We start from the raw sequence: 18,945 nt of genomic DNA on the forward strand, positions 1-18,945 counted from the left end.
CTCGACCAGCTCGCCGCCGGCGGTATCTTCTCCGGTGTCGAGCCGCTGCAGGATGGCCTCTCACGCGACACGGAAGCCCTGGTCACCCTCTACCACGAGGCATGCCGCGCCACCAGGCCTGACGAACGCCATCGCGCATGGACCGCCTTCCTGCGCGCCACCATGAAAGCCCGCATGACGCATGTCCTGTGCGGCGAAGTCGGGTCCGGCAAGACCTTCTTCGGCATGGGGCTGGCCAACGAAATCCCGCTGGACGACCGGCTCGTCACGGTTCAGGACAGCGACGAATGGAGCGCCCTGCCCCACCGGAACCGCACCGACCTGTTCTACAGCAAGGGCGGCCAGGGAGCCGCCAACGTCACGCCGAACGATCTGGTCGAGGCATCGCTGCGGCTGGCCATGCGCTGGCTGCTGCTCCAGGAACTGCGCGGCGCGGAGGCGTTCAGCTTCCTGCGCGCACGCCGCTCCGGACACCCCGGCCTGACCACCTGCCACGCCTCCAGCACGCGCGAGGTCTTCCCGACGCTGGCGCTGATGGTCAAGCAGGCGCCGGCTGCCTCCAGCGTCGAGTTGACCGACATCGAGGCGTCGCTGAAAAGCCTGATCGACGTCGTGGTTCATTTCCACCGGCCCGAGGGACGCTTCGCGGTTTCCGAGGTGTGGTTCCGGCATGCGGAGGCTGCGGCATGAGAAGGCTGAAACTGGTTCTGTCCCCCGTTATCGCCCTGGCGGGATTCACCTTCACCGCCTCCACCGTCACCCTCTTCGGCCTCGGCACGATCCGGCAAGCCGGCATTCCCACCGCCGAGTGGTGGGGCTATCTCTTCGCCACCATGCCGGATGCCTACACTCAGGCATGGGTCAATGAATGGCTGCTCTACGGAGCCGCCGCCGGCCTTATCACCGCCGGCTTGTCCGTCTACCGCATTCTTGGCGAAGACGGTGTCCCTCCCGGTCGTGACGGCCGCGCCCTGTTCGGCTCCGCGAAATACGCAACGCCGCGGCAGGGCAGGAAATCGGGCCTGATCTACTCGTTCCGCCCTCGGCCAGACTGCATCCTGCTTGGCCGCACCGCCGGGGTCCTGGGGATGGGCAAACGCTACGTCTGCCTTCCCGGCCCAGAGCACGCCCTGCTCTATGCCAGGACCGGCAGCGGCAAGGGCGTCGCCTACGTTGTCCCGAACTGCTTCAACTACGCCGACAGCCTGGTCGTGCTCGACATCAAGCGCGAGAACTACACGAGGACGGCGGCACATCGGGAAAACACCCTCGGCCAGGACGTCTTCCTGTTCTCGCCCCTGGCCGAAAACGGCGCCACCCACTGCTGGAATCCGGTCGGCGGGATCAATGAGTCACAGCCGGATTACCTGTCCAGGATCCAGCGCCGGGCCTTCAACCTGTTTCCCGAAGTCGGCACGGCTAACAAGAACAAGTTCTGGCAGGACAGCGCGCGGACCGCATGGACAGGCATCGCCACCCTGATCTGCGAGACGCCGGGAATGGACCTGACCCCAGCTTCGATCTTCCGCTTTTTCACCCGCGGCGACAGCATGGAGACGATCGCCCGCATGGTCGAGGAGCGCCGGGCCACGGACCGACCCTACACCCAGGACTGCGTCAACCTGCTGTCCGACTATCTGCGCGGCAACGAGGACATGGTGCAGGGCATCCGCAAGCAGGTCACATCGACCATGGGGATCTGGTTCAATCCGAAGGTCGTGGCGGCAACATCTAGGAGCGATTTCGACCTGCGCGATCTGCGCCGGCGAAAGATGACCATCTACATCGGTGTCATGCCGTCCGATCTGGAGCAACTGGGCTTCCTGCTGCGCCTGTTCTTCCTCCAACTCTTCGACGCCTGCATGGACTCCCACCCGGATCACGACAGCACCATCACCCACCGGTGCCACGTCCTGATGGACGAGTTGACCGCCCTCCCCCCGATGCGGCCGATCGCAAAGGCGAACGGCTTCGCACGGGGCTTCGGGCTGCACTTCAGCTTCGTCGTCCAGACTAAGACTGACCTGAGAGACGAATACAAGGAAGACGGACTGGCCTCGCTGTTGGGGAACCTCGGAGCGGAGATCGTCTTCGGTACCAACGACGAACTGCTGACCAGGGAGGTCAGCGAACGGACCGGGTACGACACCGTTGAGAACGTCAGTCGGTCGACGCCGCGGTTCTTCGGGTGGTTTCGCGCGAAGGAGCAGAACGAAAACACCGGTCAGGCCAAGCGTGCGCTCCTGCTCCCCCAGGAGGTCAACGAACTTCCCGACGATGAGGAAATCATGTTCCGCAAGGGAGCGCCCGCGTTCCGGCTCAAGCGGAACTGCTGGTACGCCGATGCCAACTTCATGAACCTGGAGCAGACCCCGGTCGAACCGCCGGCTGTGGCCTACACGCTCGACCGCGACGATGGCTCGGTTAAGTTCCCGACGGAAAAGACCGGAAAAGCAGCGTGACTCAAGAAGGGGGTCACTGCGGAGGTTCTGCCCTATCCGCTGCTGACTCGTAGGAAGGCCACGGAGAGTCGTCTGGAGTTTGCTGGTCGGGCAGGTTAGCGGAGAACGGTCAGACCCTATCCAGCGGCCAGATTTCAGGCCATAGCGTGGACGTTGATCGGCATGGGGCCGGTGTAGGTTGACGTTTAGGTCGAAGATTGGGTCGGTAACGCTAACGCCACCGGCCATCCCCCCTCATCAGGAGTGGCGCTCATCCGACAGCGGAGAGCACCGCGACTATTCCGAACTTGAAAAACCGCGCTGGGGATTTCCGGGTCAGGCGCCATTGCCCTGCGGTGTTTTTTTGGTGTATCTTTGGTAGGGCATAAGCACCGAAAACATACCGATTGGATACTGAAATGATACTGGTAGTGGGCGGCATTAAGGGCGGCGTGGGGAAATCCACTCTGGCATCGAACCTCGCCGTGCTGGCGGCGCGTGACGGTAAGGACGTGCTGTTGGTCGATGGCGACAGCCAGGAAACCACGATGACCTGGGCGGCAGCTCGCGGCGACCGGGAAGCCGTCAGCACCGACCGAGTGACCACCGTGGCATTGGTCGGTAAAGGGGTCCGTGACGAGCTGCGCCGGCTCAAGCCGAAATACGACACAATCGTCATCGACGCCGGAGCTAGGGACACGACCACCCAGCGATCGGCGCTGACGATCGCCGACGTCGTGCTGTTGCCGTTCGCTCCGCGCGGTCCCGACCTGTGGACCATCGACGCGGCGGTCGAGCTGATCAGCGAGATCCGCGCAGTAAATGAAAACCTTCGCGCGCTGGCGCTGGTCAACCGTGCCGATCCCATCGGCAATGACAACGCCGAGGCCGAGGCGGCATTCGCCGAACACGCCGAAGCGCTCCAGGTGGTGCCGGGGCGGGTCGGCAACCGCAAGGCCATCGCCCAGGCGCACCTCATGGGGCTGGCTGCGGCGGAAATGGTGCGGGCCGATCCGAAGGCAGTTGCCGAGATGGACTCACTGTATCGGTATGTTTTTAGCACCGAAATTACACCGTAATAACACCGTCACGGTATCAGGGGAACACCGATCATGAGCAAGTTCAGCAAGCCGAAGCAGTCCGCCCAAGTCAGTGAAGCCGACATCCAGCGGGTAATCGGCGGCGCCGAAGCCAACGATGATCGCAAGGCCGAGCAGAAACCTGATGACCAGGGTGAGGTGCGGTTCACCATGACACTAACCGGCGCCATGGCCGGCCGGGTAGAGCGAGCCAGGGAGGGTGCCGGCGGGATGACGCGGCTGGCATGGATCAGGCTGGCAGTTGCCGAAAAGCTGGCGCGGGAGGGGGTTTGAGCCACCGTTTTCATACGACAAACATACCGAATTCATACTGTTAAGGCACTGTTACGGTATAAGAAAGATACCCTCGCCGGGTGGCCTCTCCTGGCCGATCTTGAAGGAAGATCAGCCAGGGGAGGCCAATAGGTTATTGGGCTTGTGGGGATCAACGGCCTTCCGTCCCATTCTCGCCCGGTTCAACATGACGCTCCAGGGGCCATTATGACCGGGCTGCGAACGGGAACCCTCGCGAAGGCCGTTGACCTCAACCATGACGATCTGGTCGCCGCTCGTTGGCGGCTTGACCACCAAAGCGTTGGCAAATGGTTGACCTGGGGAGTTTTCACAATGGCGAAAGGCGCCTGGACATTGGGCGAATACCCCTTGCCGATGGTGCGGGTGTCCTGCGCCAAATGCGGCAGGGCAGGGCAGTACCACCGGGCAAAGCTGCTGGAACGCTATGGCGCCGACATGGCCATGCCGGAGCTGCGGCACGAGCTGGCACAGTGCTCACGGCGGAGGACGATGAACGATCCCTGCATGGTGATATTTTCCGACAGGATCGAGCGGACCTGACGGAAGCGATAAGAGCACTCAACCTTTCAGCCGTGTTCGTCCTGCGGGATATTACGCGCGTAAGCCAGACTCCGTGAGTACAGTGACAATGCGGCGAAGCTGCTCACCCAATTCTTCCAAGTTTTCCAGAGCCGTCTGATCATGGGCTCTCAAGGTCTCTGCCTCGTCACGCAGACGCTTGATGACGGGCAGGACCACCAGGAAGTCGTCGTTGCCGGTCATCAGATAAAGCCGCTACACATATAGCTGAGGTGGTGGCAGGCCGACCTCATCGACGTCCAGCACGTGGACCACCTGTCCTGTAGCGATCTCGACCGAGGTGTAAATCGTGTGACCACCCTGCTCTGCGGCCATAGAGAAGGCAGCGTGTCGGCGCAGGTGGACAGCGCCATAACAGCGGCGACGAGGGTAACGATATATCTAGTCGTGCAACTGGTCGTGCAACTGGCCAGAGCATGCTCGCCGATGCGCTCACAAGCCAGAGCAATATGGTTAATGTTTTATCTAAAACCATTGTGATATTGCGGAGACAAAAACGATAGTGGTAACAATTGGCCCGAGGTTGAGTTCATCAATGTCGCGGTGTGAGAATGTTTCCTGCAATTGCTCGCTCTATCGGTTGTCAGTCTGTTGCGGGAGGCGCATTTGTAGCCATTCTTGCAGCCTTCATAACAACCGCCTCTTTCGAAGAAAAGCCGCCTATCTACGACCCCAGCGGTCCCAAACCCGAAATCGTTAAATTAGGAAAAATGCGATGAAGAAGATTATTTTCGCCGCTATGACTGTCGTTGCGCTTTCTTCCACTGCCCTGCCCGCAATGGCGGATATCGTCAATGGCTATATCAAGCAGAACGGAACCTACGTGGCTCCGTATATCCGCTCCGCGCCTGGAACTTGCGTATACGGCGGTTGCCGGTAAATCAGGAAAGCAGCAATGAAAAAGATTGTTCTCGCAGTTATGACGACTGTTGTGCTGGCGGCGACTGCTCTGCCTGCTTTCGCTAACGTCAGTGTCCGTGGTTACACTCGGAAGGATGGAACCTACGTCGCTCCTCACATCCGCACTTCGCCGAATGGCACCTGTGCTGATAACTTCAGCGGCTGCCGGTAACACATTCTTCATTGCACTGGACCCTAGCAAATAACGTTAGGGTCCAGTAGCAAGCCGTAGGAGGGCCTGAATGGGCTTGGTGGCTACTTACCAGATGCCCCACCGGCGAGATCGCCTGCAGCGTCGCCCAAGCGGCGCAAGGCACCGGTGAGATCAGTACCGGCGTCCTCGAGGTCAATCAGGCCGCGACCCGCACCGGCGAGGCGGCGACTTGGTGCTGGGCGTCTTCCGACCGCTGCCCGGCCAAGCTGAGGCGGTGCGGTGCGAGGTCGCGACTTTCCTCGCCGGCATCCGGAGCGCCCCCGGTACTAGCAAAACCCACCAGGGCATAAGTCGGAATGACCTGCTGGTCCACCTGGGCCAACGATCAACCTGAAACAAAAAATGTTTCGGTTATTGGCATTGACATTCTACCAGCGCGTTTTCAAAGTTAGACACTGCATCGATATAGACGAAAAAATCAAGCAAGAAGTACTAGTAGCAAGATTGCGCAAAAATATGCTAGTTTAATGACAATTATGCAACGTGAAAGCCATGGGCAGCAAATCAAATAATGCTGCCAACTATGTCGCTTAATCCTTTACGGGATCAGATTTTTCAGTGGCACTCTAAAACGATCGGGTTGTTGCACTGCTCACAGCATCAGGACATGACACCTCGGGAGTGATAAGATGCAACGCACCGTCACAGATCTCCAAGCCATCGCCGACGCTGCATCGGATCCGGCAGAACGTGAGGAGGTCCTGAAGATCATCACGCGCCTTTCTCATCAGGAGCAGGAATGGCCTGACATCGATGAGTTGATCCGGATCAAACTGCGGTTCTCCTCTGAGCCTAAAGATTAGGTTGTAAGTCGTTACCTATTACTAACGAACAATACAAAACTCAAGGTTGTTGATTAATTATTTTTGAATACGGCTTGAAAATGAAGATGGTTCCATATTGTGTCAGACCTTGTCTGCCGAGCGATTGCTGATTTGATCCTGCTGGGAGAAACGCTGGATCGAACGGATAAAGAACGTATCCATGAAATCATAGAAAAACTACGACTCCTAGAGCAGCAGCATGACCAGTTTACCCATATTGGGTTGTTCGAATCGGATTTATGCAGTTCATGAATGTGTTTTATCAAGAACCGTGTGCAGATCTACTGTTTGGGATCATGGTCGGATCCTGACCACATTTCAGCCTGATCCAGAAGCACACACATTACATGGTTAAGCTGCCGGGTAAGCTCCTGAAGCCCCTGAACTTGATCCAGCGAGGTTCCGTCAACAGCAGTCGTCTCCTCGCGCAGACGCCTGATCAGAGGCAGAGCTTTGGCAAAGTCATCCTTGCCGGTGATCAGATAAAGTCGGTACAGGTGGCTGTCGAGGGTGTCGAACCAGCCCTGTAGAGCTGCTTTGTGGTTTTCTAGTTTGGTGTTCAGGACGCCCAGGCGACGGACAGCGAGATGGGGATGCATGACCAGGACCTTTGTTTCAGGCAAAGTGCAACAGGATTGAGGACCGGCCACCTTTCGGCGACCAGCCCTCTCTTTTCATGGCTCAGGCGGCGCGGATGCCAGACAAAAAACGCTCGACCTCGGCCTTGAGGCGCTCGGCCTGGCGGGCCAGTTCGCCCGAGGCGCCCAGCACCTGGGTGGCGGCGGCACCGGTCTGGCTGGCCGCCTCGGTGACCTGGACGACGTTGCCCGAGACCTCGGACGTGCCGGCGGCGGCCTGGCCGACGCTGCGCGAGATCTCAGCGGTGGCGGCACTCTGCTCCTCGACGGCGGCCGCGATCGTGGTGGTGATCTCGTTCATCTCGCCGATCGTGCCGCCGATGCCCTGGATGTCGGCGACAGCACCGCTGGTGGCGGCCTGCATGGCGGAGATCTGAGCCGAGATCTCCTCGGTCGCCCTGGCCGTCTGGGTCGCCAGGTTCTTGACCTCCGAAGCCACCACGGCAAAGCCCTTGCCGGCCTCGCCCGCTCTGGCCGCCTCGATGGTGGCGTTGAGCGCCAGCAGGTTGGTCTGGCTGGCGATCGACTGGATCAGCCCGACCACCTCGCCGATCCGGCCGGCCGCCTCGGCCAGCCCCCTGACCGTGCTGTCGGTCCTGCCGGCCTGCTCGACCGCCTGGCCGGCAATGCCGGTCGAGCGGCTCACCTGGCGCGAGATCTCGCGCAGCGAGCTGGTCATTTCCTCCGACGCCGCCGCCACGGTCGAGACGTTGCTCGACGTCTGCTCGGCCGCCGCCGCCGCCGCCGTGGCCTGGCACGAGGTCTCCTCGGCAATTGCCGCCATGCTCTGGGCCGTGCTGTCGAGCTCGGTGGCAGCCGAGGCGACGGTGCGCAGGATCTCGCCCACACCGCCCTCGAAGCCGCCGATCAGCCGCTCGACCTCAGCCGCCCGCGCCTCCTTGGCTTGGCGCTCCGCCGCCTGCGCCGCCTCGAGACGAACCCGCTCGACCGCGTTGTCCTTGAACACCTGAACCGCCTGCGCCATGGATCCCAGCTCATCGTGCCGCTCGGTGCCGACGACGCTGATGCTCAGGTTGCCGGCAGCCAAGTCACGCATGACTGTGACCAGCGCATTGATCGGCGATGTGATGCCGCCGCGGATAATCGCCAGCGCCAGCCCAAGGCACAGAGCCAGTCCCGTGGCACCGATAATGATGGTCCACAGCCGGGTCGACAGATAGGTAGCCGTCGCCTCGTCCGACGCTGCCTGCATGCGTGTATCCCCCTCGTCGATCAATGTCTGCACGCTTGAACGAAGCGCATTGAAGGCGGGGTTGAAACGTTCGGTGGACAGGCGCAGGGCGGCGTCGTTGTCGCTGGCCAGGGACGCCTTTTCAATGTCTGCGCGGATCGGCATCAAGGCATCGAAGTCGCGCATCAGGCTTTTTATTCTGTCGGCCGACGACGGATAGGCTTTCGCCACGTTCTGGGCGCGCTCGCCGTACTGAGTGGCCAGCTTGTCGATGTCGGCGGACAGTTTACGCATCACCGGAACCTCCGGCTCAGCGATCAGCAGATTGAGAACACGACCGATATCCACGAGCGTCGTGTTGGTTCGGGCCAGCCACTTCACTGCAGCGGCCTCCTCTTCCAGCAGCGCCGAGTAGCGGGCGTCGGCCTCGCCCATCCGGACCAGCGACAGACCCGTCATCCCGATCGCGAGCACGCTCAGAAGTGCCAGGGCACTCAGCACTTTGATCAGAATACGAACGTTGTTGAGGAAACTCATCTCAGCTCAGATCCCCGCCTTCCGGCAGGCTCCTAAATGGTTGCGTACGGATCAAGCAACCCTTAAGCAAAAATACTTAAAATTCAGTATGCACCCTTGTAAGGAGATATACGTATAGCTGGATCAGCAGATCACCGAAGAGCAGTGACGAATACACCAGCAACATTATTAGTGTACTGGCTTGATATATGGAACGTAGCTGCCGAGGGCGAGCCGCCCTTCGAGGCGGCGACCAGTTCAGCAGAGCTGGACGTCAATACCGGTCTCAGGGGACCCATCTGGCAGGCCGGTCAGGGACAATATTGGAAGTCGGAGCGCTGGGCCGGCCGAAGATGGGGTGGACCGGTGTTGACGTCCACATCGGAGACAAGCTCAAGGCTTCCCCCGGTGATCCTCTCCGGATCACCGGGGGAATGCCCCAGCGGCGAGCGGTCTTCCTTGTTCTTCCAGCTTCTGTTCATCAATGCTGGCCAGGGTGAGAGTGCCGGGAGTTTGAGGTCTACGATAATCCTGTGGGGGCATTCAGGAACAACCGACGCGTATGTCGGGGGTTTATTCGGGGGAGTCTCTTCGGCAACGAACTCGATTACCGGCTCCGTTTCCATCGTATCGGCGTCACTGGTGACCTGCACCGTAACCGGTCCGAACAGCCGTTCCAGCGCGGCAATGCCGGCGCTGTTGCTGATCCTGGTAAAGAACAGGACTGTGCTAGGCCGCCGCTGCTTCGGTAGCCAGTAGTTAGCCGGTTTAAAACCGCCACTCAGCAAATAAGTACCTATTTGCTGAGTGGCGGTTTTGATTTCGGCCACCAGCCGCTCAGCCGTACGCCGCGACGTGGCGATATGGGGCACCTGTTCGGCCAGGAACTCAGCCGACAGCGGAAGAACACCCCATTCACGCCTGGCATGGGCGATCAGGCGTTCGGCGGCGGAGCCACCCTCCAGCAGGTCGTTCAGGGTCAGCAGGCTATCGACCTCAATGCCTGGTAGCGGCAGGTTGCATAGAATGAACACCTCGCGGTCGGCACGGCCATGGATCAGGCGCAGCCGGTCGAGGGCCTGGGCCATGCCGCGCTCGCGTTTGGCTTCGGTGCAGACCTGCACACGATGGTCCTCGTGCTCGTACACTTGCATCGGCACTGCCGAGCCGTCGCGCATGCGGTGACAACGGGTTACCTTCCGGTAACGGCCAGTGAGGTTCAGAGGGATAGGGTCATCACAGTGTATCGCGCGAGCCTGCTGTTCAGCGGCACTCGCCGACATTTCCTCGCGGCCCAGCAGCACCACGGCATCGTAGTGCTTCCACGCGTCGATGCCCAGGATGGCGCCGTAGTGTGTCCAGGTGGCGCCGCCGAACTCAACCGACACCGGGATCCTGCCGGACCCTTCACCGGTAAATGCGGTGCGTACCGGCTTGTTGGTCACCACCAGCACCTTCCCGCCTTCGGCCTTGAGTGAAATCCAAGTCAGGATGCGGGCGCGAAGGGCCTGGGCGTGCTCGACCTGCCGGTCAGTTGGCGCACTGAATGCCGCCTCTGGAGCGATGTAGGATTTAGCCAGCGTGGCGTTCCTGACCTGGGTAACCCGACCCAGGCGCCGCGCCATGATCTCGCGCCCGGTCAAATTGGAGCCGAACAGGATGCGGTTGGTGGCGAGGTCGGCATCGGCATCGATAATCAGGAGCGGAATGCCCTTCGGCACGGCTTTGGGAGCTGAGTGGCGGTGCAGGTGAAGGTCACCGTCACGGTAGCTGACGCCGTGGGCGATGTCGCGCGGGTGGCGCAGCTCGCGGGCGAGCTGGCGAACGATGCGGCCGACGATTTCACCCTGGTGAGGTTTGATCTTTTCCGCAGCCTCCTCAATGGCCTTATCCGACATAGCCGGAGAAATATCCGGACCCATCTCGGTTGGCTCGGTCCACCGCGCCAGGGTGTCGAGCTGCTTTTTGTTGAGTTTTGCGTCCCGAATCGCGGCCAGCAAGGGGGCGCCGCTGGTGATAGCAACCAGCAGGCGGGCGCCCAGCGCAGCGGCATCGTCCTGTTCGTTGGTCAGAGCTGCGTTTTGATAGGTTGCCGGTTCGGCCAGAAGGGCAGCGCCAACCGTTGCCGATGTCAGCAGCGTCTGGGTTGAGTCCTCGTCGATAACAGCCAGATCGGCGGTCGGAAATCCGAGCGGCTTGCCCAGGGTAAGGTGGTCATGGACAAACAGGTGCAGGCCGGCGCCCTGGTTCAGATAGTTGTTGATGTACTCGCACCCCTTGAAGTGGGGGCATATGGTGTCGCCGCGCATGCACATGGCTGAGAACACAGAGGGCACTTTGCCGGCTAGCTTGCGAGCGGTCCGGTGCCGGACGCACGGCGCGTTGCCGATTTCCGCCTCGTGGTCGCGGCCACGGTGGAGCACGACCAGTGGTGCTGGCCAGACATTCCTGGTCAAGTCCTTCATGGCGCTTTCGAAGCCGCGTGCCAGGGCAACGGTCGGAAAGAAGCCGTGAAACTGGCGGTTCCAGAGCTTCGGGTGGCGCAGGTAGGCTTCACGCACGCCCGATGATTTGCCGAGGCCGGCAGCGGCGGCAAGTTGGAGCCGGGGTGGGCGCTTCAGGTCGATGCCGGGATAAGTGCGGGCAACGGTGCGATCGATGTTGCGCCTGGCATCGCGCTTTTCACGGGCGGACATGCCATCGGTAATGAAGGCATTGCATTGATCTCTGGCATAGTCACGGGCCTCCAGCCAGCGTTCGGCCTGTGTCATCCAGTCTTCCAGCAGGATCTGGAGTTCGGCGTATGCGGTGGTGGCATCCACCGTCGTTGCCGGCCAGTGCGGCACCAGTTCGGGGAAGGTATCAGTGTTGGTTGGCTTATCGGGGGTGGAGCTGCTAGGCGACAGCACCGGCACGGCGCCGTCCAGCATGGCGCGCACGGCATCGAGGCCCTGCGTACGCAACAGGTCGTTGGCGTCCTTTACGCCGGCAGGCGGACGGGCGATCCAGATGTTACAGCCGGCAGCGGCCAGCATCTCGCAGGTTTCGGCAAGAGACTTCGCGGCCCTGCTGTCCGGGGCATCGTTCTGGGCGGCAATGATGATGCGGCGCTCTGCCGGTACCGAGTCGACCAGACGCTTTAAGCCACCGAAGGCAACGCCAACCATGGCGTCGGGCCGAGCGGCATACAAAGTGATGCCGTCCTCCGGACCTTCACCGCAGATCACGTCACCGTCGCCATCTGATAGCCAACCGATAGCATGGTTGAGGCTGAGAGAGCCAGCCGACAGCTTGGCGATACCGTCGCGCTTGTCGCCATCGGCCTTGAGGCGAACAGCCTGGAAGCCGTGAACCTTGCCGGCCAGATCGGTTGCTGCCACCAGAAGCGCGGGCGCGGTGGTGTAGGAATCCGGCTTTGCCTTATGGCCGGAGTGGAAGCGAATACGACCGGTACGGTCGAGGGTATCAACCACATTGGCTGGGATGCCGCGGAACTTCACCAGATAGGTTTCGGCAAGGGTGCCGGTGATGTTCCTGGCAGCAGCCCACTGCTGGCGGGCGAAGATGGACGGATCGACTTCGTGCCGGGTCGGCTTCGCCCTGTGCTGGGCGATCACCGGGGACTGGACGCGTTCCTTCAGCGCATGACCCAGGGCGTCGATAAACCCCATGCCGGTTTGATGCTGGATCAGGGCGATCATGTCGCCCTTGGTGCCGGCCTCCCAGTCAACCCAGGTGCCGGCATGCTTACTGGCAAAGTTGACCTTCAGACTTCCCTTGGCGCCGAATCGGGCGTGGGTGCTGGTAATGCTGGTCGGCTTGCCGTGGTACTCGATGGCGATTTCAAGGGCACGGTCGGCAATGCGGCGGCGTTGTTCGTCAGTTACGCGCGCAAGATCGCCTTCCGCCCTGGTTGGGCGGTTGGGGTATTCCATGTTGGCCCCGCGTCACTGTGCGGAGACGATGAGACGAACCTGTCCGGTGATGCCAGCCGTACGTTCTGCGCCACGGGCGGCTTTGCGCCAATCGATGTAACCTAGTTCGACTAACAGATTATACACCCGGAAGATCGCGGCCTTGGTTACGCCAAGCCGGCGCGATAGGTACTCCGGATCGGTGACGATTTGGCCGTCATCTGCGGGGTGAATAGCGCCAGTTTCGTCGGCGTGATGGCTCATCACACCAATGGCATGGAGAGCGGTGGCGGATGTGATGCGCGAATCGATCATCGCACGTAAGGCAACGTGGGCAACGGCCATCGGGATAGATCTCCCTTGGTCAGCCAGATAGCCGTTTGTATCAACCACGTCGCGTCGTCCACGATATAACTCGATCCGAGTCGGACTTGAAATCAGGCACTGTAACGATTATAGTGTCTGGAGACGTTGGCTGAGGCATTCGGTCCTTGGCTGACGAAGTAGCAAAGTCCATCGATCTTGGGCCGCGAAACCATGGGATCGATGGCGGCGAAAAATGACTGAGGGCGGCACTGTGTGGTAGCGGTGTCGCCCTTAGTCATGTCAAGTATGTTACTACTTGCATGGTTGCGGGACAACAGCTTTTTTTCACTAGATCGTTTAGACCGTGAAAAAGCCCGCGTGATAGATTGGGTAGGAATCGTCCTCCTGTAATAAGGGCTCGGCAGGCGACGTCGGCAAAACCCTGGAAAGCGCCCTCCGACCGTCGGGCGGCGTGGCTGTTGGTGGCCGATGCCGGCGAGATCAACGACATCGCGCGGAGGTTCGTCGATGTCCTGCTTGCCGGAGTGCCGGATCTGGTTTCCGTGATCATGCTGGCGCGGTAGTTCCGCGCGATGGTGCGTGAGAAGCAGGCTGGCAAACTGGACCAGTGGCTCATCGCGGCACAAGCAACGCCGCTGGACGGGTTTGCCAATGGTCTATAGAAGCATCGCTGGCGCACCTCAAAGCAGGTTACGACGCAACGAACAGGGCGCCGCAACCGACTACCCTTCTGGGGGATCGAACAAAGGGCTGGGGTAAAGAGAATATTTAGGGCAAAGCGATATCAAAGCCTTTCAGGTCTGACATCGGCGGGCATGATGTCAAGACCAACAAAATATTGTTCTCATCGAGACGAAGTCGAAAGCTGCTCGAACGCAAATCGATATGAAGCGGCAGTGGATTGTTAGGATGCTCAGCCCATTTTTTCATTCCCGCAACGTTTGCAGGCGACAGGAACAAGGCTGCGGCGCGTAATCGTGCAACCAGCGCTGGTCCGGCCTTGAGCGCAGCCAGGAACATCCTTGTCGTTGCATCGACACCCTGCTCATCCATGGCGGCCACGGCATCAAGAACGTTGCCGCCGGGCAACGCTTCCAATTGAGCAATCAGCTTCTTCAGCGCAGATATGGGGCGGAATCCCGTCATCAGGAACTCTTGACCACGGAGGGTGGCTACAATCTCAACCTGGTAATCGCTCTGGCCTCCCGTTGACGAGTGAAATCCACGGGGACCATCATGATTTCGGGCTAACTGTTCGTGCACAACCGTCAAGGCGCCGGCGCTATTCCGGAATGCCCGCTGGAAGATCTCATGCACAGCAGGAGCTTCCTTGGCAAAGGCACTCTTTTGCTTGTGTAGAAAGCCTGCTGCTGGCTGGAGCGCAACAATCTCAGCAAGAAGGTCTGGCACTTTCTCCAAATTATCGAGAAGCCAATCTTCCTGAGCCTTCCGCTGACGCTTCCGCCGGCCTTGGTCCACGATGTCTGCGAACCGTCCGCCTTGGAAATATTCATGGGCGCAACAGTGGCCAATCAGCCGGAGGCAACCGTCCTCGGACCACAGCAAGTGACCGTGCAGGAACTTGGGAACATCCCTACAGATGGCACAGGGGATATATTCGCCTCCGGGTCGCTGCCCGACGGGCACATGGATCTCACAGATGAGCTCGTGGCGCTCCAGGCTTAAATCAGGTGGCGCACGCGTGATGCCAGGGATGCGCTCCGGCTCACCAGTCTCCTTAACAATGAAGAGGAATTCCTCGATCTGAATTGGAGGTGGAGGAAACAAATACGGACCGACTGTGGAAAAGCTGCCATCGGGCACTGGATGACCCTTTCATCTCTATCGACAATGATTCCTCTCCTGCTTGATCAGTCTCTTATCAGACTGAATTGTGTATCGCGCCTTATTAGGCACAAAATGTAGTACACCTCTCATGATTGTCAAGAGCTGTACAATTTTGTCCGATTTTTTGAAGCTGCTTCAAAACCGTCGAGGCAATGTGAACACACGCATGACGGCTGTTCAGCTAACGCTGATAGCCTGTTAGTGGTGGTCCGGTCTTCCTAAGCCGGGTATGCAATATCACATATTCTTACCCCTATGAGGATTATCAAACATAGATTATATTACGGGTTAAGTGACATTCCCCGCTGTCGGATTCGATACCGGTGGGCATTGTCACATAACCGACCGTTTATGTGATGGCTTCGAACATGCTCATCGGCTACATGCGCGTTTCCCGCTCCGACGGCTCCCAAGTCCTCGACCTCCAGCGCGACGCGCTGCTAGCCGCCGGGGTGGCGCCCGATCACCTTTATGAAGATTTCGCCTCGGGCAAACGGGACGACCGCCCTGGTCTGGCTGGCTGCCTTAAGGCGCTGCGCGAGGGCGATACCCTGGTCGTCTGGAAATTGGACCGCTTGGGGCGCAACTTGCACCATCTCGTCACCACGGTGCACGATCTGGCCGCTCGTGGAGTGGGCTTTCGGGTGCTGACCGGTCAGGGGGCTCAGATCGACACCACCACGGCTGCCGGCAAGTTGATCTTCGGTATCTTCGCGGCCCTAGCCGAGTTCGAGCGCGAACTGATCGTCGAGCGCACTAAAGCCGGGATTGCCGCTGCGCGGGCTCGCGGACGCAATGGCGGCCGACCTTATAAGATGACGGCCGCCAAAGTGCGGTTGGCCCAAGCCGCCATGGGCCATCTGGAGACAAAGGTGGAAGAGTTGTGCGTCGAGCTCGGCGTCACCCGCCAGACGCTCTACCGCCATGTGGCGCCTGACGGCTCCCTGCGGGCGGACGGTCAGCGTCTCCTTGAGCGCAAGAGAATGTAATCACACCGCTTTCTGTAAGCGCATTTCTCCTTGAGCCGCTGATTTATCGTCAACCCCTGGCAGCAGCTTTGCGATAGCGTCTGCTGGTACGTTGGCGAGTTCCTTCGGTTCCATTTTATAAAGCCCACCCCCATAAACCCGACCTTCTCCAAGCAGGGTCGCTGCGTCGATCTGGTCCAAGAATTCCCATATCTTCCGTCCAAGCTCGGGACAGCGTTGAAGTGCCGCTTCTAGGATCGGCTTAGGATAAAGGAGCAGATATACATTCGCGGCCGTTGCCTGGGACCTATTCAAAATGAATCGGAAAGGCTTTTCCCGCTTGGCAAGATTTCGCCCCATGTAGGTGCAGATGAAAGGCGCTGGAGGACGATTTTCTTGAGCGTACCAAGGCGTTCGTCGGCTGCAAAGATAGGTTTCCGCTACTTTTGGCTTTCCCGTTTGCAGGTAGGCCCAGAGCGTCGGATACCGGGTTTTAACCTCATCTTCTGGCAAGCGGCAATCGAGCATGAATTGCTGTCGCGCAAGCTTGGGCATCCCGTCGGCCTCGGCCTCGATGATATCAGTTTCCAGATGGCGCGGCCCGGGCAGGATTGGTTTGAACAATTCTTGAGATAGACCGCGTGCAGCGATGTCCGCGCGTGTCATGATAAAAAAGCTATTGTCTCCTGTGGCAAGTCCTCGCTTGATCGAGAAAAAGTCCGCAAGACGCAGCCCCTGACTCACAGCCCGCACCCCATCCGCTGCAAGACCCGTCCACTTCTCGGCACCATTGAGCGCCGAGGCTGTCACGAGGCGGGATGTTGTTGGTGCAGCCAAAGTGCCGCCGTAGCTAAACTCAACCTTATGTTCACGATCCGGCTTTCGGTTGCGGAACCAGACCACAGCGGAGGATACAAGTGCATCCCCAAACTGCAATTCCCTCGGGTCAAAGCGATGGATGCGCAGCAATTCAACCTGATTTAGAAGATATTGTTTGATCGGCACACCATAGTTGACATCCATGAATTCGCTTGGAATCAGCCAACCGGCAACGCCGTCCGGCGCCATCCAGGCATGCGATAAGCCAAGGAAATAGCAGTAGAGGCCCGCCAAGCCAGCCATGGGCACACCACAGGCAGCCTGAGTAGCCGCCAATAGGCGCGCCTTTTCAGTCTTGTCCATGTGGTGATGCCGTACATAGGGCGGATTGCAGATAATAAGATTGTAGCGTGTGTTATCGGCCGGTGGCACTACTTGGGTGAAGTCTCCCAGCTTGAGATCAAGTGGGTAATCTTCCCATAGGGCACGTGCCGGCTTGCCATAATGCGGATCGACCTCGTAACCCGTCGCCGCTTCGATGCGCTCCTCTGGAAAGTGACGCAGCAGTGCAGCATAGAACGAGCCGGTACCGATTCCAGGATCTAAAAAGCGTATTGGCTCATCCGGCGGCAGCAGCAGTTGTGCGTAGGCCAGCACATCGGATGCGAGTTCGCTAGGCGTTGCGAATTGGCCAAGTTTGTTGCGCTCTTTCGAGGTTTTAGCTGCATCAAGTTCGGTTTGCAGCAAGAGCCGCCGACCCTCAATCGGTGTTAGCGCGTCCATGTCTTAGATCCCGAATTTAGCTAGATCATTAACTTCGTGTTCCCACACCCAGTCAATTCCCTCTGCTGCTTCATAGCCAAGATAGCCGCTGTCGAAATAGCCGCAGAGAAACAGGATGAACCGAATATATTTTCCATCTCTGTTATAGGTGCTCCGTAACTGTTGAACCTTTGTGGCCTCTTCCTTACGCCGCTTATTAGTGTTGGTGAAATCGCCCGCTGATTTTGCTTCGATCAGCAATGGAAGATCGCCATTTTGGGCTGTATGCGGCATGACAACCGCGTCAACTGGGATGTTGACGTTTTTCGTGCCGCCTTCCTGTTTTACGGGCACATTCAAGCGAAAACTGTAGGTTCCTGGTGGCATGGCATCGAATCTGATACCTTCTGGAAGCCGTGTATATTTCGGCTCCCTCGCCTCCAGCCAAGCGCTAATCAAGGCCAGCTGACGCTTTTCTTGGGCATTACGGATGATGGGGTTAGCAACGGCACCACATAGGCGATCTGCTACAATCGTTGCCGCTCGATGGACTTCGGTCTCGGTCGCATCAGTGGCGCGACCAAGCCAGACGAAGATATCAGGATCAGCCATTTTTTCGATAATGGCACCAATCTTCGAAAGATCACGTTCCAATTCGGCTAGGGGCATGCGCCTTGGAATTTCGCCTATCTCCATGCACCCCACGAGGTTCTTTGAAACACCGGCGAGACCGATCAAGCGGTCGACGGCAAGGGGTGGACAAGTCGACATGCGCAGCGTTTGCAATGCGCCTGGATGCATCTTGAGGAGGTCTGGCTTTATGTTGGTAAGGTTTTCGGTTCTCTTCAGCGTCGATTCGACATTTTCGGTCACCTTAACGCGTGTTTCACGAAAGGCAACCGGCGCAAAACTCATAAACCAGTCATTATACATATCGACCGATTTGATGATGTCGGCTTTCCATCTCTCAGGCTTATTGAGATTAACCGGCGTATAATAGCTATCAGCTGCCACGTTTTTTCTCTTGGTAAGTTTCCCATATTTTGGAAAATAGCTTGTTCAACGGTACATTCCGTTGAGAGGCTTCGGTTTTTACTTCTTTAGCCACGGAGGCAGGCAATTGAAAGCCAATAATTTGCGTATTAGCTGTGCCCTTGCGCAAGCTTGGTTTTTCCTCAGTCATAAGCACCTCATCCAGGTCCACGCGACGACCTAGATCACATACGTCACCGAGGAGCACAAATCAAAAATGCTTCTTAGCTCGACTTTGCGCATTTTTCAGTTGGATTAAGCGTGAATCCAGAAGAACGGGTTTGAAGCGATATAGTCGAGGGCGCGGTCGAGCGTCATGGTGGGGACGCCGAACGGTCCACTGGCGCCCCATTTCTCGCGGTGCCAGGCCAGCACGCGGACCTTGCCGTCCTCGCCGGTCGGCTTCAGGCGGGCGACTGGTCCGCCTGAGCGTTCATTGTAGAGCGAGTAGCCCTTGCCGGCGCGGCGTAGGACCACGCCGCCGCCACGGTCGCGGTTGAAGGCTTCAATACGCCCCAGCATCGGATCGGGACAGGCCATGGTGAAACTCCTGCTCGATGGTGGTTGTGCGCTATAA

The 18,945-nt window shown here is 59.0% G+C and carries 19 protein-coding genes; 8 read left to right on the top strand and 11 right to left on the bottom strand.

Features of this window, described 5'->3' with window-relative positions:
- The 5 genes from N826_RS34235 to N826_RS43730 all read left to right on the top strand — a co-directional run.
- Positions 1-690: ATPase, T2SS/T4P/T4SS family (locus N826_RS34235; protein WP_169789474.1), on the top strand; the 690-nt coding region annotated here is incomplete at its 5' end.
- The gene (locus tag N826_RS34240) at positions 687-2,462 is read left to right on the top strand and encodes a type IV secretory system conjugative DNA transfer family protein (RefSeq protein ID WP_044436527.1); all 1,776 of its coding nucleotides are present in this window, start codon (positions 687-689) and stop codon (positions 2,460-2,462) included. The genes N826_RS34235 and N826_RS34240, both read left to right, overlap by 4 nt.
- Before the next feature lie 398 nt (positions 2,463-2,860).
- Entirely contained in the window at positions 2,861-3,520 is a 660-nt protein-coding gene (locus N826_RS34245; protein ID WP_044436528.1) for an AAA family ATPase, read from the top strand.
- Positions 3,521-3,553: 33 nt separating this feature from the next.
- The gene (locus N826_RS34250; protein WP_044436529.1) at positions 3,554-3,814 is read left to right on the top strand and encodes a hypothetical protein; all 261 of its coding nucleotides are present in this window, start codon (positions 3,554-3,556) and stop codon (positions 3,812-3,814) included.
- A gap of 333 nt (positions 3,815-4,147) precedes the next feature.
- Complete coding sequence (locus N826_RS43730) at positions 4,148-4,375, top strand: hypothetical protein (RefSeq protein WP_147041321.1); 228 nt, start codon at positions 4,148-4,150, stop codon at positions 4,373-4,375.
- Positions 4,376-4,426: 51 nt separating this feature from the next.
- On the opposite strand, the gene N826_RS43735 is transcribed toward N826_RS43730, so the two are convergent.
- A complete protein-coding gene (locus N826_RS43735; protein WP_157599395.1) occupies positions 4,427-4,597 on the bottom strand; it encodes a hypothetical protein in 171 nt (56 codons plus the stop codon).
- A 532-nt stretch (positions 4,598-5,129) separates the two neighbouring features.
- Between N826_RS43735 and N826_RS43740 the strand changes: the two genes are divergently transcribed.
- Positions 5,130-5,294, top strand: a complete 165-nt coding sequence (locus N826_RS43740; protein ID WP_157599396.1) for a hypothetical protein — start codon at positions 5,130-5,132, stop codon at positions 5,292-5,294.
- A 370-nt stretch (positions 5,295-5,664) separates the two neighbouring features.
- Here N826_RS43740 and N826_RS34260 read toward each other — a convergent pair whose 3' ends face one another.
- Positions 5,665-5,850: a hypothetical protein gene (locus N826_RS34260; protein WP_044436531.1), complete on the bottom strand. Its 186-nt coding sequence runs from the start codon at positions 5,848-5,850 to the stop codon at positions 5,665-5,667.
- Positions 5,851-6,157: 307 nt separating this feature from the next.
- Here N826_RS34260 and N826_RS43745 point away from each other — a divergent pair, with 307 nt between their 5' ends.
- A complete protein-coding gene (locus N826_RS43745) occupies positions 6,158-6,331 on the top strand; it encodes a hypothetical protein (protein WP_157599397.1) in 174 nt (57 codons plus the stop codon).
- Between the two features lie 302 nt (positions 6,332-6,633).
- Here N826_RS43745 and N826_RS34265 read toward each other — a convergent pair whose 3' ends face one another.
- From N826_RS34265 to N826_RS34285, 5 genes are all read right to left on the bottom strand, one after another.
- Positions 6,634-6,951: a hypothetical protein gene (locus tag N826_RS34265; RefSeq protein ID WP_044436532.1), complete on the bottom strand. Its 318-nt coding sequence runs from the start codon at positions 6,949-6,951 to the stop codon at positions 6,634-6,636.
- A gap of 82 nt (positions 6,952-7,033) precedes the next feature.
- Complete coding sequence (locus tag N826_RS34270; protein ID WP_044436533.1) at positions 7,034-8,719, bottom strand: methyl-accepting chemotaxis protein; 1,686 nt, start codon at positions 8,717-8,719, stop codon at positions 7,034-7,036.
- Positions 8,720-9,009: 290 nt separating this feature from the next.
- The gene (locus N826_RS34275) at positions 9,010-12,633 is read right to left on the bottom strand and encodes a DUF7146 domain-containing protein (RefSeq protein ID WP_044436534.1); all 3,624 of its coding nucleotides are present in this window, start codon (positions 12,631-12,633) and stop codon (positions 9,010-9,012) included.
- A 12-nt stretch (positions 12,634-12,645) separates the two neighbouring features.
- Positions 12,646-12,957 carry a hypothetical protein gene (locus N826_RS34280; RefSeq protein WP_044436535.1) on the bottom strand — a complete coding sequence of 104 codons (312 nt, stop codon included), beginning with the start codon at positions 12,955-12,957 and terminating at the stop codon, positions 12,646-12,648.
- 750 nt (positions 12,958-13,707) lie between these two features.
- Positions 13,708-14,763 (bottom strand): hypothetical protein, encoded by a 1,056-nt coding sequence (locus N826_RS34285; RefSeq protein ID WP_044436536.1) that lies wholly within the window; start codon positions 14,761-14,763, stop codon positions 13,708-13,710.
- A gap of 392 nt (positions 14,764-15,155) precedes the next feature.
- Here N826_RS34285 and N826_RS34290 point away from each other — a divergent pair, with 392 nt between their 5' ends.
- On the top strand, positions 15,156-15,776 hold the full coding sequence (locus tag N826_RS34290) for a recombinase family protein (protein ID WP_044436537.1): 621 nt from the start codon (positions 15,156-15,158) through the stop codon (positions 15,774-15,776).
- On the opposite strand, the gene N826_RS34295 is transcribed toward N826_RS34290, so the two are convergent.
- From N826_RS34295 to N826_RS34305, 4 genes are all read right to left on the bottom strand, one after another.
- Entirely contained in the window at positions 15,777-17,357 is a 1,581-nt protein-coding gene (locus N826_RS34295) for an Eco57I restriction-modification methylase domain-containing protein (protein ID WP_044436538.1), read from the bottom strand.
- 3 nt (positions 17,358-17,360) lie between these two features.
- Positions 17,361-18,350, bottom strand: a complete 990-nt coding sequence (locus N826_RS34300) for a XamI family restriction endonuclease (protein WP_211099461.1) — start codon at positions 18,348-18,350, stop codon at positions 17,361-17,363.
- Positions 18,340-18,519: a hypothetical protein gene (locus N826_RS43750; protein ID WP_147041211.1), complete on the bottom strand. Its 180-nt coding sequence runs from the start codon at positions 18,517-18,519 to the stop codon at positions 18,340-18,342. Before N826_RS43750 ends, N826_RS34300 begins: the two co-directional genes overlap by 11 nt.
- A 104-nt stretch (positions 18,520-18,623) precedes the next feature.
- Complete coding sequence (locus N826_RS34305) at positions 18,624-18,908, bottom strand: hypothetical protein (RefSeq protein ID WP_044436540.1); 285 nt, start codon at positions 18,906-18,908, stop codon at positions 18,624-18,626.
- Between the last annotated feature and the right edge of the window lie 37 nt (positions 18,909-18,945).

It is taken from the genome of Skermanella aerolata KACC 11604, from assembly GCF_000936425.1.
Taxonomy (GTDB): Bacteria; Pseudomonadota; Alphaproteobacteria; order Azospirillales; family Azospirillaceae; genus Skermanella; species Skermanella aerolata.

Coding starts and splice junctions, on each gene's coding strand:
- N826_RS34240 (WP_044436527.1), top strand. CDS start 687: ATGAGAAGGCTGAAACTGGTTCTGTCCCCCGTTATCGCCCTGGCGGGA.
- N826_RS34245 (WP_044436528.1), top strand. CDS start 2,861: ATGATACTGGTAGTGGGCGGCATTAAGGGCGGCGTGGGGAAATCCACT.
- N826_RS34250 (WP_044436529.1), top strand. CDS start 3,554: ATGAGCAAGTTCAGCAAGCCGAAGCAGTCCGCCCAAGTCAGTGAAGCC.
- N826_RS43730 (WP_147041321.1), top strand. CDS start 4,148: ATGGCGAAAGGCGCCTGGACATTGGGCGAATACCCCTTGCCGATGGTG.
- N826_RS43735 (WP_157599395.1), bottom strand. CDS start 4,597: ATGACCGGCAACGACGACTTCCTGGTGGTCCTGCCCGTCATCAAGCGT.
- N826_RS43740 (WP_157599396.1), top strand. CDS start 5,130: ATGAAGAAGATTATTTTCGCCGCTATGACTGTCGTTGCGCTTTCTTCC.
- N826_RS43745 (WP_157599397.1), top strand. CDS start 6,158: ATGCAACGCACCGTCACAGATCTCCAAGCCATCGCCGACGCTGCATCG.
- N826_RS34265 (WP_044436532.1), bottom strand. CDS start 6,951: ATGCATCCCCATCTCGCTGTCCGTCGCCTGGGCGTCCTGAACACCAAA.
- N826_RS34270 (WP_044436533.1), bottom strand. CDS start 8,719: ATGAGTTTCCTCAACAACGTTCGTATTCTGATCAAAGTGCTGAGTGCC.
- N826_RS34275 (WP_044436534.1), bottom strand. CDS start 12,633: ATGGAATACCCCAACCGCCCAACCAGGGCGGAAGGCGATCTTGCGCGC.
- N826_RS34280 (WP_044436535.1), bottom strand. CDS start 12,957: ATGGCCGTTGCCCACGTTGCCTTACGTGCGATGATCGATTCGCGCATC.
- N826_RS34290 (WP_044436537.1), top strand. CDS start 15,156: ATGCTCATCGGCTACATGCGCGTTTCCCGCTCCGACGGCTCCCAAGTC.
- N826_RS34295 (WP_044436538.1), bottom strand. CDS start 17,357: ATGGACGCGCTAACACCGATTGAGGGTCGGCGGCTCTTGCTGCAAACC.
- N826_RS43750 (WP_147041211.1), bottom strand. CDS start 18,519: ATGACTGAGGAAAAACCAAGCTTGCGCAAGGGCACAGCTAATACGCAA.
- N826_RS34305 (WP_044436540.1), bottom strand. CDS start 18,908: ATGGCCTGTCCCGATCCGATGCTGGGGCGTATTGAAGCCTTCAACCGC.